We start from the raw sequence: 15,582 nt of genomic DNA, 5'->3' as shown, positions 1-15,582 counted from the left end.
TAATCAGTCAAGACCGTCAGTGGCCACCCAGTCAACACTGCGGCACTATTCAAATAAGTGATATTACGGAAGGGAGGGTAACGACCCTTTAACACCAATAAGGACAAAGTTTATGTATCAGTATTTGCAACGCTGCAAGAGTACATGGGAGATACTGACAACCCAGCCGATGAACAGTCCGTAGACGGTCCGAGCCGCCGTCTTTTCATGAAAGCCGCTGCAGCAGGCGTTCCCATCGCGCTCGCAGGCTGTGCGGGCGACGTCGACGACATCGAAAGAAGTGGTGAACTGCTGTGGGGAGGCAGCGTCCCGGTCCAGAGTCTCGATCCGCACTTCGAAAGCGCCGCAGCAACCGCTCGCGTTCTCGAGAACATCACCCAGGGACTTGTCAGGGTCAACTGGGACTACGAACTCGAGCCGCTGCTCGCAGAATCCTGGGAGTTCTCCGAGGACAACACGGAGGTTTCGTTCTCGCTTCGCGAGGGCGTGTCGTTCCACGACGGATCGGAGTTTACGTCCGAGGACGTGCTGGCTTCCTTCGAGCGCATCGACGAGCGCGAGGGACTCGCCGCCGACTACATGTCTCGAGTCGAGTCGATGGACGCGCCGGACGACTACACGTTCGAGATGGTGCTGACCGAGCCGTTCGCGCCGTTGCTGTCGCGAATGGCGACGTCGCACATGCATATCCTTCCCGCAGAACAGGCCGAACAACAGCAGGGCGCGTTCAGCGAGCCGATCGGGACCGGCCCGTTCCAGTTCGAAAGTATGGAGATTGACTCCGAGTTCGTCATGGTGAAATACGACGACTACTGGGACGACGCCCTCCCGTATCTCGACAAGATCATCAAAAACGAGGTCCCGGACGACGACAACCGGCTTAATACGTTCCGCTCCGGCGAGCTTGATTTCATCAACGACGTGCCGCCGCGTCACGCCGAGAGCCTCGAGGACGACCCGGATATCGACTTCATCGAACGGTTCCCGAAATCGCTCGTCTACCTCGGTGTCAACTGCACCGAAGAGCCGTTCGACAGCCGCGACGCCCGACTCGCCCTCGAGTACGCAATCGACAAGGACGAGGTCATGGAGGCCGCGCTGTACGGGCAGGGACAGGTCGCCGCGAGTCCCGCCGCACCGGACAGTGAGTGGGAACATCCCGACCTCGAGCCGCGACCGCGAGACCTCGAGAAGGCCCAAGAACACCTGGACGCAGCGGGCTACCCGGACGGCTTCGAAGCGTCGTTCAAGATCCCCCAACAGTACAACGATCAGGTCACTGCCGCACAGGTGATCGAATCCCAGGCGTCGGAGGTCGGCATCGACCTCGACATCCAGATGATCACGTGGAGCAACTGGCTCAGCGACGTCTACACGGATCAGGATTTCCAGGCGACGACCAGTTCGTATCTCGGTCTCTGGTTCCCCGACGCCGGGTTCCACCGCCCGCTCCACTCCGAAGGGGCGTTTTTCTTCACCGGTTGGGAAGACGAGGAGTACAACGACCTCATCGACAGCGCACGACTGAGCTACGACATCGACGAACGAGCACCCATCTACCACGAGGCCGCCGAACTCCTCAAAGAGCGTCGGTCGGGCCACATCCTGCTGTACTGGATGCCGACGCTGATGGCTCGTGACACAGACGTGACGGGCGAGATCATGTCGCCCGACGGATCGACGTTCAGATTCGAAGAAGTTCAGTTCGAGTAGGTATCAGCTGGAACACCCGCACACGATCACCGAGACATGAAACACACACTCCCATCCTCGTTATGTATATAAATGGCGTTCGTTAATTACCTGCTCAAGCGGTTCGGCTTCATGCTCATCACGTTGTTCTTGGTGACGCTCATCACGTTCGGCCTCACCAAGATTTTGCCGGGCAACGTGGCGCTGTTGATTCTCGGACCGAACGCGACCGAGGCATCGATCGCACAGCTCGAGGCACAGCTTGGACTCGACCAACCACTGTATGTTCAGTACGTCGAGTGGGTCGCTGGGCTGTTCAGCGGTAATCTGGGGATGTCGCTCCGATACAACGTTCCCGTTGTCGACCTGATCGCACTGCGGTTGCCACGGTCGCTGCTGCTTGCTGTCTCCGCGACGATCATTTCGGTGACCCTCTCGATCCCGCTCGGAATCATCGCTGCAGTGAGAAAGAACACGCCGTCAGACCTCACGGCATCGATGCTCGCGTTCATCGGCCTCTCGCTGCCGATCTTCCTGTGGGGGCTCGTGTTCATCTACGTGTTCGCACTCACACTCGGTGGGTTCCCGACCCGCGGGTACGTCTCACCGATGGTGGACCCGATCGCGGCGATCCATCATCTCATTTTGCCCGCCAGTGCGATGGGGGTCGCGCTGACGGCCTACATTATGCGAATGACGCGCTCGAGTATGATCGACGAACTGAGCGAGGACTACGTCGAGTTCGCCCGCTCCAAGGGGCTGAACGAACGCGCGGTCGTCCTGCGCCACGCGCTGAAAAACGCCGCAATCCCCGTGATCACGGTTGTCGCGTTTCAGTTCAGCTACGCCTTCGGCGGCGTCGTCGTCCTCGAGGAAGTGTTCTCCTGGCCGGGTATCGGGCAACTAACGCTGACGGCGATCGAGAACCGTGACATCCCGTTGTTGCAGGGATGTATCATCATCATCGCGCTCATATACATGCTCTCGAACTTCATCGCGGACGCGTTCTATGCGTACGTTGATCCACGCATCCGCTACGGAGGGTCCGAATAATGTCGACGAACCGGTTCCAGCTGACGGACGAACGCAAGGCCCACTACGGGCGGTTCATCCGCCAGTTCCGCAACAACCAGAAGGCAGTGATCGGGCTTGGCATAATTGTCATGCTCTTTTTCGTGGCCATCTTTGCACAGAAGATCGTCGTTCCGCTCATCGACGTGACGATACAGCCGTTCTCGTTCGTCCCGCACGATCCCGAGGCCACGAACGTCCAGAACCGAGAACAGGCCCCGTCGATGGAGCATCTGATGGGGACCGACAATCTCGGTCGTGACATCTTCAGTCGCGTCCTTGCGGGGGCACGAATCTCTGTGTTGGTCGGCTTCACGTCGATCAGCATCGCGATGATCTTCGGGACGACGATCGGCATCGTCGCTGGCTATTACCAGGGACTGGTCGACGAGGGGCTGATGCGGGCGATGGACGCGATGATGTCGTTCCCGCCGATCCTGCTCGCGCTGACGATCGTCGCCGTGATGGAGCCGAATCTCACCAACCTGATCCTCGCGCTGGCGTTCGTCTACACGCCGTTTATCGCCAGGGTCGCACGGAGTGCCGCACTCTCCGTTCGCAACGAATCGTTCGTCGAAGCAGCCGTCGCCCGCGGTGAGAGTGACACCTACATCATCTTCAGAGAGGTGTTGCCCAACTGCGTCGGACCGTTGCTCGTCCAGGGGTCGATCAACATCGCGTTCACGATGTTGCTGGAAGCGAGTCTCTCGTTCCTTGGCCTCGGCGTCCAGCCACCGACGGCGTCGTGGGGGCTGATGATCAATCAGGGATGGGCGTTCATGGGCGATGCCCCGTGGCTCGTCTTCTTCCCTGCACTCGCTATCGCAACCGCGGTGATTGGCTTCAACTTACTCGGCGACGGCCTCCGTGACGTCCTCGACCCGAAGGGGGAGATCATCGAATGACCACCAACGCTACGACCGACCCACTGCTCGCAGTCGAATCGCTTCGCACACAGTTCAAAACCGAAAACGGCACCATCACTGCAGTCAACGACGTCTCGTTCACCCTCGACCGAGGAGAGGTGATGGGGATCGTCGGCGAGTCCGGCGCCGGAAAGAGCGTGACCGCGAAGTCGATCATGCGCCTTATCGACTACCCGGGCGAGATCGCCTCGGGTTCGGTCATCTTCGACGGCGAGGACCTCCTCGAGCACTCCGAAAAAGAGATGCAAAGCGTCCGTGGGAACAAGATCGCGTTGATCCCACAGGACCCGATGACGTCGCTCAACCCCGTGCTCACGGTCGGTCAGCAGATCACCGAGACGATCACGCTGCATCAGGACGTCAGCGAAAGCGAGGCTCGCGAGATCGCGATCGAGGCGATGGCAGAGGTCGAGATTCCGGATCCCGAATCGCGCATCGACGAGTATCCACACGAGTTCTCCGGTGGGATGCGCCAGCGTGTGCTCATCGCGATCGGCCTCGCCTGTGAGCCGGATCTCATCATCGCTGACGAGCCGACGACGGCACTCGACGTGACGACGCAGGCGAAGATCCTCGAGTTACTCAACGACCTCCGCGAGACGCGCAACGTCTCGATCCTGATGATCACGCACAACCTCGGTGTCGTCGCCCAGACCTGCGACCGCGTCGGGGTCATGTACGCCGGAAATCTCATCGAAACGGGCAGAGTCGAGGCCATCTTCGACCGGCCGAGACACCCCTACACTCGGACGCTCATCGACGCGATCCCGGAAGTTGGCGCGGATCGGAACCGCCTCTACGCTCTTGGCGGGTCGATGCCCAACCTGCAGTCGCTGCCGAATGGCTGTAACTTCGCCGACCGCTGTCCACACGCGACTGATGACTGTCACTCCGGCGGCGATCCGACACTCGATGCCGTACCGGATGCCCCGGCGGGTTCGCACGCGGCGTGTTTCCGGACGGCTGAACTCGACCTCTCTGACCCCGGCACTGAGACGGACGGCGAACGTCGCCACCGAAAGCAAACGACGGAGCCGCTACTCGAGGTCGCCAACCTCAAAAAGTACTTCTCGGCAGGAGACGGGCTGTTCGGCAACCTCTCGCTTGCCCGAACCGACGGCGGCGGGCTGACACTCGAGCGCCGATACGTCAAGGCAGTCGACGGCGTGAGCTTCAGCATCAACCGCGGCGAGACGGTCGGACTCGTCGGCGAGAGCGGCTGTGGGAAGTCGACCGTCGCCAGAACGGTCATGCAGCTGCTTGAGCCGACCGACGGCGAAGTGTACTTCGACGGCCATCCGCTCCACGAACTCGGCAAGTCCGAGATTCGCAGTCTCCGCCAGGAGATGCAGATCATCTTCCAGGACCCGAAGAGTTCGCTCAACCCGCGCAAAACCGTCGGCCAGATCATCGGCCGCGGGATGGAGAAACACAACATCGCAACCGGGAACGAAAAACGCGAACGGATCGAGGAGTTACTCGAGCGCGTCGGGCTGGCGGCGAGCGATATCGACAAGTATCCCCACCAGTTCTCGGGCGGGCAACAACAGCGGATCGCCATCGCGAACGCCCTCGCCGTCGAGCCGGATCTCATCGTCTGTGACGAACCCGTCTCGGCGCTGGACGTGAGCGTGCAGGCCCAGATCCTCAACCTGCTCGACGATATTCAGGACGAGTTCGACCTCTCGTATCTGTTTATCTCACACAACATCAGCGTCGTCCAGCACATCTGTGACCGCGTAGCCGTCATGTATCTCGGCAAGATCGCCGAGTTCGGCTCCGTCGAGCAGGTGTTCGAGCCGCCGTACCATCCGTACACGGAGAGTCTCCTCTCGGCCGTCCCCCACGCGAATCCGAACCGAGAGACGAAGCGGATTCTCCTCGAGGGCACAGTGCCCAGTCCGATGGACCCGCCTTCGGGCTGTCCGTTCCACACCCGCTGTCCGAAGAAAATCGGCGGAGAGTGTGAACGAGACGAACCGCGCGCGAAGCCGGTCGACGGGGACGACGACCACACGATCGCCTGTCACCTCTCCGAAGCCGAAATGTCAGAGCCACTCACCCACCAGCAGTCGGACACAGAGGTCAAACAGCCGTGACGTTCTCGCTCTGTGCGACAGTCGACGGCCGCCACGGGGCCGCCGTTGCGACGAAAGCGATCGGCGTCGGTTCGACGGCCCCGTTCGTCTGCCGTCACGGCGCGGTCTGTACGCAGGCGATGACGAACACCCCCATCGGCGTTCGGACGACGCGTCGACTCGCCGACGGCGAGTCGATCGACGACGCCGTCACCGCGCTACTCGAGGACGACCCAGATGCGTCGCTTCGGCAGGTCCACGGCGTCGATCACACGGGGACGACCGTCGCGATGACGGGCGACGCGTGCGATGCGTGGGCCGGCGACTGCGAGGGCGAGAGCTACACCGTCGCGGGGAACATGCTCGTCGGCGAGGGCGTCCTTGAGGCGGTCGCCGACGCCTTCGAAACCAACGCCGACCGGTCGCTCGACGAGCGTCTTCTCGTCGCGCTCCGGGCTGGCGAGGACGCAGGCGGCGACAAACGCCGTGACCACGCACAGAGCGCGGCGCTGTCGGTGTTCGATCCGGACGAGCCGCGGCTCGAGCACGACCTGCGCGTCGACGAACACGACGACGCCGTCACCGAACTCGAGCGACTCCACGAGGTCGCGAGTACGACGGGTGCCGACTGGGCGGAGCGATTCCCGGCGGTCGACCTCCAGCGCCATCCAGAGTAACACTCGAGACGGCTCCCACTCTCGAGTGCACATCGTCCGGGAGCACAGAGTGAAGCGCAGTCGAAGACAGAAATACCATATACCAAATACAAATATTGAGATAACATATTGTCTTTGTGATAGTTGCTCCCCTGTCTGAGTCAACCCCTCGATAATGCCTTCAAACATGGTTCAGGACCGGCCTGGACCGATGTGTCACGGAATTAGATGGGTTCAGAACTCGAGAGCCTATTCGACCCAGATAGGCATTTCAACCGTTTTTGGAGCACTTTGGTCGGCTTTCTCTCTCGGAGAGCCAATTTGACCACATAGTGTGCTCCAAATTATATGCTTTGGGAGCAGCCAGTATTGTTACAGTATGAACCCACAGACTCGAGTCACAGACGCCGCTGTGGGAGGGTGGTGTCGTCACTCGAGTGTCGGATCGAAAACGGAAACGGGAGAGTGGCAGCGTTACTCCTCTAACTGCGCTTGCCACTCCTGGACTTTCGCGATCAACTCGACTGGCGGCGTCGTGTTCACGTCGATTCCCTCGAGATCCTCGAGCACTGCCTTCGTCTCGGGATCGATCGACTCGCCGTCCTCGCCTGACTCGCCACCATCAGTGTTAGCCGGGCCGCGGAACTGGCCGCTCGAGACGTCGAACACCGCCTGGACGGGTTCGCTCGAGGTTCCGCCTTTCGCTTCGATGGCTTTCTCCTCGCGCAGGCGTTCTAACACGACCCTCGAGCGATCGACGACGGGTTCGGGCACGCCGGCGAGGTCGGCAACGTGAATGCCATAGGAGCGGTCGGTCGGGCCGTCCCGCACTGTGCGAAGGAAGGTGACGTCGCCGTCGCGTTCGTCCGCGGCGATATGGACGTTGGCGACGCGAGGCAGGTTCTCGGCGAGGCCGGTCAGTTCGTGGTAGTGAGTCGCGAACAGCGTCTTCGCCTGCACTTCGTTGTGGAGATACTCCGTGGCGGCCCACGCGATCGAGATGCCGTCGTAGGTCGCGGTGCCACGGCCGACCTCGTCTAAGATGACCAGTGACTCCTCGGTCGCCGTGTGGAGGATGTTCGAGAGTTCGCTCATCTCGACCATGAACGTCGAGCGACCCTGTGCGAGCTCGTCGAGTGCGCCCACCCGGGTGAAGATCCCGTCGACGAGGCCGATATCGGCGTCCTTGGCGGGGACGAAACTCCCGACCTGTGCGAGCAGGACGATACAGGCCACCTGGCGCATGTACGTCGACTTCCCGGACATGTTGGGGCCGGTGACGACCAGAAAACCCCGTTCTTCGTCTAAGCGGACGTCGTTCGGAACGAACTCCGTCGTCTGCTCGACGACCGGGTGGCGACCCTGGTCGATCTCGAGGCGATCCCCACCGTGCAGGTCGGGCTGGACCCACCGGTTTTCGGCCGCGTGGGTCGCCAAACTGGCGAGGGCGTCGACGGTCGCGAGCGTTCGGCCGACGTCCTGGAGCAGTTCGGCGTGGGCGGCGACCTCCTCACGGAGGTCCTCGAAGAGTTCGTACTCGAGGTCGCCGCGTCGTTCCTCGAGGCGCAGGATCTCGCGTTCTTTGTCCTCGAGTTCGTCGGTTGTGAACCGTTTCGAGTTTTTCAGCGTCTTGATCTGCTCGTAGTGGTCGGGGACGCCGTCGGCGGCGGACTTGCCGACCTGGATGTAGTAGCCGTCGGTTTTGTTGCGGTCGACCGTGACGTGAGAGAGGCCGTGGGCTTGTTTTTCGCGGTCTGCAAGCGTCTCGAGCCACTCGATGACCGCTTCGTGGCGCTCGATGAGCTCGTCGAGTTCCTCGTCGTACCCGTACTGGAACAGCCCGCCCTGTGTCACCGTCGACGGTGGCTCCTCGGCGATTGCGGTCGCGAGTGACTCCTGTAACTCCCGCGCGACATCGCGGTCGGGTCGATCAACGATTTCGGCGAGCGGCGAGGCCGCGAGGTCGGGACTCGAGTCGATGGCGTCTGCAAGCGCAGGGAGAACGGCGAGCGTGTCCCGGACCGAGAGGAAATCCCGCGCATCCGCGCTGCCGTGGGTCGCTTTCGACGCCAACCGGGCCAGATCGTACGCCTCGCTTAGTACGTCCTGAATCTGGTCGCGGGCGAGGGGAGCCGACGCCAGTGCCGCGACGCTCTCCTGGCGTCGCTCGAGGACCGAAAGCGAACGGCGAGGTCGCTGCAGCCACTCTTTCAGGCGGCGGCCGCCGGCGCTGGTTTCGGTGTGGTCGACCGTCTCGAACAGCGAGCCGTCGCTGTCGCCTTGCATCGTTTCGGTCAACTCGAGGTTGCGCTGGGTCGTCGCATCGAGGGTGACGTGGTCGTCGCCGTGATGGGCCTGAATGCGAGTCATGGAGGCGAGGACACCCGTGCCGGTCTCCTCGACGTAGTCGAGAATCGCTCCGGCGGCTGAAAGCGTTGGCTCGCCGACCGAGAGGCGATCGACTGTCTCCCGGCCAAACTGCTCGCGGACGGTGTGAGTCGCGCGTTTCGGGGCGAAGCTCTCCGTCTCGTGGAGTGTCAGCGCCGCGTCGATACGCTCGCGAATCAGCCCCAGCAGGTCGTCGTCGGTTCGCGTCTCCGGGCCGGGCAACACCTCGACAGGGTCGAATCGGTACAGTTCCGTCAGCGCGTCGTCGGCGTCGTCGGCCTCCGTGACGAGAAACCGGCCGGTGGTCACGTCGGCAACGGCGAGCCCGTAGGCGTCCGAGCCACTGCCGTCGACTACTGCAGCGAGATACTGTGCGTCGGCGTCGGTCGTCTCGAGGAGCGTTCCGGGCGTGACGACGCGGACGATCTCGCGTGCGTGGCCGGAGTCAGTTTCGTACTGGTCGGCGACGGCGACGCGGTAGCCGCGTTCGACCAGCGCCTTGAGATACGGCGTGAGATCGGCGAGTGGAACGCCGGCCATCGGGTACGACGAGCCATGGGAAGACTTCTGAGATACCTTGAGATCGAGTTCGTCGCTGACGGTCTCGGCGTCCTCGCCAAAGAACTCGTAGAAGTCACCACACTGCATCGCCAGCAGGTCGGCGTCGGTGGACTCTTTGATCGAAAAGAACTCCCCGACGATCCCCGTCGCCTCTGTCATACCCGGTGACTGTCCTTCCATCGCTAAAACCCTGCGGGATCCGTGTGATCGGCCACGATGACAGTCATCAACATCGCTACAGAGGACTATTACGCTCGCTGTCCTAGAGAATCGTATCCGATAATGGCTGCTCCCCGCGACCATCGCGTGCTCATCCCGGTTGATGTCCTCGGTGGCGAATCCGTTCCCACGACAGTCATCGATGCGTTCGCATCGGTCCCGATCGTCTTGCTCGGGTATCGCGAACTGCCCGACCAGACTGGGACGGATCATGCCCGTGACCAGTACGGCGCGCGCGCTCGAGCCGGACTCGAGAAACTCCACACCGCGTTCGAAGACGCCGGCTGTCTCGACGTCACCTCCCGACTCGTCTTTACCCACGATCGCCTGCAGACGTTCGAACGCATCGCGGTCGAAGCGTCGTGTGATGCGGTCTTGCTGCTCAATCCCGCGCCCGTGCTCGAGTCGGTACTCGTCGCGATCCGCGGCGAGGTCAACCTCGACCACATTGCGATGCATCTCGAGACGCTGCTTGCTGGCACCGAGCTCACGGTGACGTTCTTCCACGTCGTCGCCGACGAGACGGATCGTGAGCGTGGCACCGAACTCCTCGATGCCGCCGTTGACGCGCTGGCCGACACCGGCGTCGACCGCGACCGGATCGACAGCTCGCTCATGGTCGACGGCTCACCGACGACGGCGATTCTCGATGCCACACGCGATTACGATCTGCTCGTCGTCGGCGAGAGTCGGCCATCGATTCGCCGGTTCATTTTCAGAGATCGGGCCAAAACGCTTGCCAAGGGGACGGTCAATCCAGTGCTGGTGATTCGTGGTGAGTATCTCGAGGCCGACAACACCGAGCTCACGGTCGACGATACTGAGCTCCCGATCGACGACGACGCGGGCAGAGATGGGGCGACAGCCGACGAAACGGAGAGCCCTGACAACGAGTCATGAGCGCGCTCGAGCCACCGTCCCGGTGACTCATGATGACCGACAGCGCAGGGATGTCTGCGACGTCAGTCAGGAGTCGTCGGTGACGTCGGACGGAGACGGGCGCTCGGCGGCTTCGACCGACTCGTCAGCATCCTCGATATTTCGGACGACGAGCACCGGGCCGATCGACTCGGCGGCAACGCGTTCGGTCTCCTCGCCGAAGATGAGCGAGCGAAGCGACGGGGCCTGTTCGCCCATGACGATCGCGTCGTGGCCGGTGGCGGCGTCGACGAGTGCCTCGAGTGGTGGTTCGTCGACCGCGAGTTCGGTCCGAACGTGGAGTCCCTCGTCGAAGAGAGTCACGGCGGCCGCCTCGAGAGCCTCCCGACCGGCGTGTTCGTCGTCGGTTGCGAGAAAGAGCGTGACACCGATATCGCGGCCGCCAACCAGTTCGGTGACGAACGAGACGATCCGTTCGACGGCGACGTCGCCGGTCAGCGCTACGAGGAGGTTCTCGACCGGGCCAGTCGCACCCGGGATGGCGTAGACGTCCGACGCCGTCTCCGCAGCGACCCGATCGAACGTCTGCTTTCGATCGTGTGTGAAGACGAGGCGATAGTCGGCGGTGCCCTCGTCGGCCCCGAACTCGGCTGCGAGGTCCTCGAGGGCGTCGGTCGCCCGCTCTTCGTACTGCAGCCGTGCCTGATCCGGTGGCGTCTGCTCTGGCAGGACGTGATAGCCGAGTACAGTCACGTGCATCGGCTCAAGCAACGTCGTGAGCCCGGCCGAGACCGATTCACCCTCGAGGATCGCCAGTGGAACGAGTATGCGTGTCATTACAGTTTCCCCTTGAGCGTCACGTCTCGGGCATAGTAGAAATACCACCCGGCGGTGACGATCATGATAGCGACGCCGATGAGCTGTGAGGCGGGCTGCATGAACCCGATCAGGGCGAAGCTAGCGAGCGCCCCGAGTGCCGGGACGATGGGGTAGCCCGGCACCCGAAAGTCGGGATCGTACCAGTCGGGCTCGTTGCGACGCAGCGCGATCAGCGCGACACAGATGAGCCCGTACATGATGAGATGCAGGAAAGAGGCGACTTCGGCGAGCAGTTCCACCTGCCCGGTCGCCGTCAGCACGAGGATCGGCCCGCCAGCCATCCCCAGCGCGACGTGTGGTGTGCCGTACCGAAGGTTGATCCGGCTCGCCCGTTTTGGCAGCAGGGCGTCTCTCGAGACGGCGTAGATCGACCGAGACGTACTTAAGATGGAGGCGTTAGCACTCGACATCGTTGCGAGCAGGCCGCCGAAGACGATCGCGAACGCGCCGGCTGCACCGAGATAGTGGCGGCCGACCTCGACCATCGCCGTCTCGCCGAGCCCTGCGAGGCGTTCGCTGCCGAGCGCGCTCGTCGCGACGAAGATCGTCACCACGTAGAGCACGCCGACTATCAGCACCGAGCCGACCATCGCCAGCGGGAGGTTCCGTCCAGGGTCTTTCATCTCGCCGGCGACGGTCGCCACCTGCGCGAAGCCGAGATACGACGTGAACACGAGCGCTGCCGTCGTCAGGATGGGCATCGTCCCGAACGGCGCGAACTGCTCGGGAGCAGATGGCTCGCCAACGATTCCCGCCGCATCGAGGCCGCCATAGCCGAGGAAGACGACCAGAATCGAGAGCAACAGGGCGACGATCCCGTTCTGGAGCTTCGCCGCGTTTTCCGTCCCCGTCACGTTCAAAACGGTAAACCCCGCGCCGAACAGCACCGCGATTGGGATCACGAGCTCGTTACCGACTGTGATCCCGAGTTCGGCGAGCGTATCGACGGCGTAGAAGCCGAAGCCGACGAGATAGAACGCCGTCGCGAACACCAGCCCGAACCACAGCGAGAGCCCGACGACGGCTCCCGCGAGCGTGCCCAGCCCGCGCGAAATGAAGTAGTAGCCACCGCCGCTTTTTGGCATCGCCGTCGCGAGTTCCGAAGCCGGTAACGCAACCAGCAGGGCGACGACGGCTCCGATCGCAAACGACAGCGAGGCGGCTGGGCCGGCGTTGCCCGCCGCGAGCCCGGGAAAGACGAAGATTCCGGCACCGATCATCGTCCCGATTCCGATCGCGAGTCCGCCAGTGAGCCCGATCGTTCGCTCGAGTTCAGCGTCGTCAGTGATCGTCGCCTCATCCGTTTCGACCGTCGGCTCGACCTGCGGCGACTCGCCTTCGATGTTGGTCCCGTCGGACGACGGCGACGTATCACCCATACTGGCCGTGATTCACGCCGGACGTATATTGTTACTGCTGACTACAGGCGGGTGGAAACGGGTCGCCGCCATCGGCGGCGATCAGAACAGGACTCCACCGAGGGGCACGTCCGTCTCCGGTTCGACGAGGACCGGATACCCCTCCTCGTCGGGAACGCCGACGGTCAACACCTCGGATTTGAAACCGGCGATCCGGACCGAGCCGAGCGTCGTCGCACAGAGCACCTGTCTGCCCTCGAGTTCCTCGGGCTCGTAATGGTGGTCCAACTGTCCCGCCGACTGGACCTCGCCGTGGTCCTCACCGAGGTCGATCCAGAGCTTGGTCATCTTGGGTTTGTTCGCCTCGGGGAACGATTTCGCCTCCAGTACCCTGCCGACACGGATCTCTGTCTCGAAAGGATTCTCGACCATGCGTCATGGCACTGTGTGCCACGAAAATGAGCCTTCCCGTTCCGGCATCCCGACGGAAGACGACCCGCGGCCCACCTCACGCGAGCAGTTCGTCGGCCAGCAGCGCCAAACTGTCGTCCGCGTCGTCGGCTGCGTTCGGTATTGCGAGCATGACGGTCTCGATACCGACGGCCGCGTACGCGTCGAGTCGCTCGCGAACCGCCTCGGGGGTCCCCGTCGGTGCCGTCTCGAGATAACCCCCGAGGAAGAACTCGCGTGGCTCGCTGGGTTCGTCGGGGAGAACCTCTCGTTTGAACTGCTCGCGCTTTTTCTCGGCCTCGGCGGTCGTCTCGCCGACGAAGACGAACAGCTCGGCTGATTTGCGAATCTCGTCGTAGCGCGCCTCGCTTTCGCAGTACTCGCGGAGCACGTCGAGTTTCCCGGCGAACCCCTCGGACTCGAGCGTCCCGTAGTTCCAGCCGTCGGCCAGCGCGGCCGTATATCGGAGCGTGAACTGCTCACCGCCACCGCCGATCCAGATTGGGGGGTGGGGCTCCTGGACGGGCTGGGGCTCACAGAAGGCGTCCTCGAGGTCGACCTCGAGATGTCGCCCCTCGTGGCTGTAGGTGTCGTTCGTCCACAGTCCCTGCAGGATTTCGACCGTCTCGGCGAGTCGGCGGAGTCGTTTGGCCGGCGGCTCCCGGAACTCGTAGCCAAAGCGGTCGTACTCGGATTCGTACCAGCCCGCGCCGAGGCCGAGTTCGAGTCGCCCGTCGCTTACGTGGTCGACTGTGGCCGCCATCTTCGCCAGCAGCGCGGGATGGCGATAGGACTGGCTCGTGACGAGTGTCCCGAGTCGGATTCGATCGGTTGCCTCGGCGACGGCACTGAGCGTCGTCCAGCATTCGTAGGTGTTTCGCCGCGGGTCGCCGATCCACGACTGGAAGTGGTCCTCGAGCCAGAGCGCATCGTACCCCAGCGACTCGGCCTCGAGGGCCGTCTTCCGAACCGTCTCGAAGGCGGTGCCGTACTGGGGGAGGATAACGCCAACGTCGAGGTCGGCTGCGGTCCCGTCTCTGGCCTCGGAAGCGGTCATTCGGTCACCTCACGGTCGAGCGCCAGCACACGCTCGGCGAGCGTCTCGTGATCGCTCGCAACGAGTTTCGTCATCGCTTCCTTCCCGACATCGCCGCGATCAATGATGGCAACCGGTGGCTCCGTACAGCCCTCGAAAACCTGGCGTGCGCCCCAGCCCATCGTACTCCCCTCTGTGGTTTTGACGTCCGTCGGCTCCGTCTCTCGGTCGTACTCGGCGACCGGCCACTCGAGGGCCTCGAGAGCGTCTTCGACATCCGGGCCAAAGCGACAGTTGACCGCGAATCGGAGGTCGGGAACGAACTCACGAGCCGACAGCAGGAATCGAGCGACATGGCTCGAGGCGCCGAATCGAACCCCACGATTGGGCTGGATGCCCGACAGCGTCCGGGTAATGCGACCCTCAACGCCAGCCGTCTCGATGATGGACTCGGCGTAGGGTGTCGCGCCGACGACGTTCATCCCGACTTCGGGAACGAGTGCGGAGACGTCGGCATCGACGAGTTGGTCCACGATCACCTGCACCGCTTCGGCTGTGGGTTCTCGGTGGGCCGCGTTCCGCAGTGCGACCGTGTGGTTGACCGCGCCTGGGCCTTCTCCGACGTCGGCGTAGTACCGCACTGCGCGGGCGAGGAACTCGGTGGCTCCTTCGACGGCGACCTCGAGCGACTCACCGGTCGCCAACCGGGCCGCGATCGCGGCGGCAAGCGTACAGCCGGAGCCGTGGGTCGCGTCGGTGTCGATTCGCGGGTGCTCGAACGTTCGGGTCCCATCGTCGGTGACGAGCAGGTCACGAACCGTCTCGCCAGGGACGTGGCCGCCTTTGAGCAACACCGCATCGACGCCCGTCTCGAGGATCGTCTCACCCGCCTCGCGAGCCGTCGCCTCGTCGGTGACGTCGATCCCGGTCAGAACCGCGGCTTCGTCAGTGTTTGGCGTCGCAAGCGTCGCCTCCCCCAGCAGGCTCTCGTAGGCGTGTTCGGCTTCGGGCTCGAGCAGCCGGTCACCAGTGGTCGCAACCATCACGGGGTCGACGACCAGCGGGAACTCGAACGCTGTGGCGTGGTCGGCGACCGTTTCGACGATCTCAGTCGTCGCGAGCATCCCCGTCTTCGCTGCGCCGACGTCGAAATCGTCCGTGACAGCCTCGAGTTGGGCCTCGATCTCTTCGAGTGGGAGGACATGTGAGGACTCGACGCCACGGGTGTGCTGGGCGGTAACAGCGGTGATCGCGGACGTTCCGAAGACGTCGTGGGCGGCCATCGTCTTGAGGTCGGCCTGAATCCCCGCGCCACCACCGGAGTCGCTGCCGGCGATCGTCAGCGCAACGGGTCGGCTGTCGGGTGCGGGCGTTCTCATGCAGAGATAT

Annotated in this window: 12 protein-coding genes; 6 read left to right on the top strand and 6 right to left on the bottom strand. The window is 63.1% G+C overall.

Going from position 1 to position 15,582, the window contains the following annotated elements:
• The first annotated feature begins 144 nt into the window (after positions 1-144).
• The 5 genes from ACERJA_RS07655 (at position 145) to ACERJA_RS07635 (ending at position 6,444) form a co-directional block, all read left to right on the top strand.
• Positions 145-1,713, top strand: a complete 1,569-nt coding sequence (locus ACERJA_RS07655) for an ABC transporter substrate-binding protein (protein WP_373607649.1) — start codon at positions 145-147, stop codon at positions 1,711-1,713.
• A gap of 72 nt (positions 1,714-1,785) precedes the next feature.
• The gene (locus ACERJA_RS07650) at positions 1,786-2,745 is read left to right on the top strand and encodes an ABC transporter permease (RefSeq protein ID WP_006064839.1); all 960 of its coding nucleotides are present in this window, start codon (positions 1,786-1,788) and stop codon (positions 2,743-2,745) included.
• Positions 2,745-3,668 (top strand): ABC transporter permease, encoded by a 924-nt coding sequence (locus ACERJA_RS07645; protein ID WP_006064840.1) that lies wholly within the window; start codon positions 2,745-2,747, stop codon positions 3,666-3,668. Before ACERJA_RS07650 ends, ACERJA_RS07645 begins: the two co-directional genes overlap by 1 nt.
• Entirely contained in the window at positions 3,665-5,788 is a 2,124-nt protein-coding gene (locus ACERJA_RS07640; RefSeq protein ID WP_373607648.1) for a dipeptide ABC transporter ATP-binding protein, read from the top strand. The genes ACERJA_RS07645 and ACERJA_RS07640 overlap by 4 nt, the downstream gene beginning before the upstream one ends.
• Positions 5,785-6,444: a DUF1028 domain-containing protein gene (locus ACERJA_RS07635; protein ID WP_373607647.1), complete on the top strand. Its 660-nt coding sequence runs from the start codon at positions 5,785-5,787 to the stop codon at positions 6,442-6,444. Before ACERJA_RS07640 ends, ACERJA_RS07635 begins: the two co-directional genes overlap by 4 nt.
• Positions 6,445-6,897: 453 nt before the next feature.
• Here ACERJA_RS07635 and mutS read toward each other — a convergent pair whose 3' ends face one another.
• Positions 6,898-9,531: a DNA mismatch repair protein MutS gene (gene mutS, locus ACERJA_RS07630; RefSeq protein WP_373607646.1), complete on the bottom strand. Its 2,634-nt coding sequence runs from the start codon at positions 9,529-9,531 to the stop codon at positions 6,898-6,900.
• A 123-nt stretch (positions 9,532-9,654) separates the two neighbouring features.
• On the opposite strand from mutS, the gene ACERJA_RS07625 reads away from it, so the two are divergent.
• Complete coding sequence (locus ACERJA_RS07625) at positions 9,655-10,491, top strand: universal stress protein (protein ID WP_373607645.1); 837 nt, start codon at positions 9,655-9,657, stop codon at positions 10,489-10,491.
• A 66-nt stretch (positions 10,492-10,557) separates the two neighbouring features.
• Here ACERJA_RS07625 and ACERJA_RS07620 read toward each other — a convergent pair whose 3' ends face one another.
• From ACERJA_RS07620 to thiD, 5 genes are all read right to left on the bottom strand, one after another.
• Positions 10,558-11,307, bottom strand: a complete 750-nt coding sequence (locus ACERJA_RS07620; protein ID WP_373607644.1) for a universal stress protein — start codon at positions 11,305-11,307, stop codon at positions 10,558-10,560.
• On the bottom strand, positions 11,307-12,728 hold the full coding sequence (locus tag ACERJA_RS07615) for an APC family permease (protein WP_373607643.1): 1,422 nt from the start codon (positions 12,726-12,728) through the stop codon (positions 11,307-11,309). The genes ACERJA_RS07620 and ACERJA_RS07615 overlap by 1 nt, the downstream gene beginning before the upstream one ends.
• Before the next feature lie 81 nt (positions 12,729-12,809).
• The gene (locus tag ACERJA_RS07610; protein ID WP_373607642.1) at positions 12,810-13,139 is read right to left on the bottom strand and encodes a tRNA-binding protein; all 330 of its coding nucleotides are present in this window, start codon (positions 13,137-13,139) and stop codon (positions 12,810-12,812) included.
• A gap of 76 nt (positions 13,140-13,215) precedes the next feature.
• Positions 13,216-14,214 (bottom strand): TIGR03560 family F420-dependent LLM class oxidoreductase, encoded by a 999-nt coding sequence (locus tag ACERJA_RS07605; RefSeq protein WP_373607641.1) that lies wholly within the window; start codon positions 14,212-14,214, stop codon positions 13,216-13,218.
• The gene (thiD, locus tag ACERJA_RS07600) at positions 14,211-15,572 is read right to left on the bottom strand and encodes a bifunctional hydroxymethylpyrimidine kinase/phosphomethylpyrimidine kinase (RefSeq protein WP_373607640.1); all 1,362 of its coding nucleotides are present in this window, start codon (positions 15,570-15,572) and stop codon (positions 14,211-14,213) included. The genes ACERJA_RS07605 and thiD overlap by 4 nt, the downstream gene beginning before the upstream one ends.
• Between the last annotated feature and the right edge of the window lie 10 nt (positions 15,573-15,582).

It is taken from the genome of Natronorubrum sp. A-ect3 (assembly GCF_041821125.1).
Taxonomy (GTDB): Archaea; Halobacteriota; Halobacteria; order Halobacteriales; family Natrialbaceae; genus Natronorubrum; species Natronorubrum bangense.
This window is presented reverse-complemented; position numbering and strand designations above follow the sequence as displayed.

Bases quoted from the DNA above. Each gene is read 5' to 3' on its own strand.
- ACERJA_RS07645 (WP_006064840.1), top strand. From the start codon at position 2,745: ATGTCGACGAACCGGTTCCAGCTGACGGACGAACGCAAGGCCCACTAC.
- ACERJA_RS07610 (WP_373607642.1), bottom strand. From the start codon at position 13,139: ATGGTCGAGAATCCTTTCGAGACAGAGATCCGTGTCGGCAGGGTACTG.
- ACERJA_RS07625 (WP_373607645.1), top strand. From the start codon at position 9,655: ATGGCTGCTCCCCGCGACCATCGCGTGCTCATCCCGGTTGATGTCCTC.
- ACERJA_RS07615 (WP_373607643.1), bottom strand. From the start codon at position 12,728: ATGGGTGATACGTCGCCGTCGTCCGACGGGACCAACATCGAAGGCGAG.
- ACERJA_RS07655 (WP_373607649.1), top strand. From the start codon at position 145: ATGGGAGATACTGACAACCCAGCCGATGAACAGTCCGTAGACGGTCCG.
- ACERJA_RS07640 (WP_373607648.1), top strand. From the start codon at position 3,665: ATGACCACCAACGCTACGACCGACCCACTGCTCGCAGTCGAATCGCTT.
- ACERJA_RS07650 (WP_006064839.1), top strand. From the start codon at position 1,786: ATGGCGTTCGTTAATTACCTGCTCAAGCGGTTCGGCTTCATGCTCATC.
- thiD (WP_373607640.1), bottom strand. From the start codon at position 15,572: ATGAGAACGCCCGCACCCGACAGCCGACCCGTTGCGCTGACGATCGCC.
- mutS (WP_373607646.1), bottom strand. From the start codon at position 9,531: ATGACAGAGGCGACGGGGATCGTCGGGGAGTTCTTTTCGATCAAAGAG.
- ACERJA_RS07620 (WP_373607644.1), bottom strand. From the start codon at position 11,307: ATGACACGCATACTCGTTCCACTGGCGATCCTCGAGGGTGAATCGGTC.
- ACERJA_RS07605 (WP_373607641.1), bottom strand. From the start codon at position 14,214: ATGACCGCTTCCGAGGCCAGAGACGGGACCGCAGCCGACCTCGACGTT.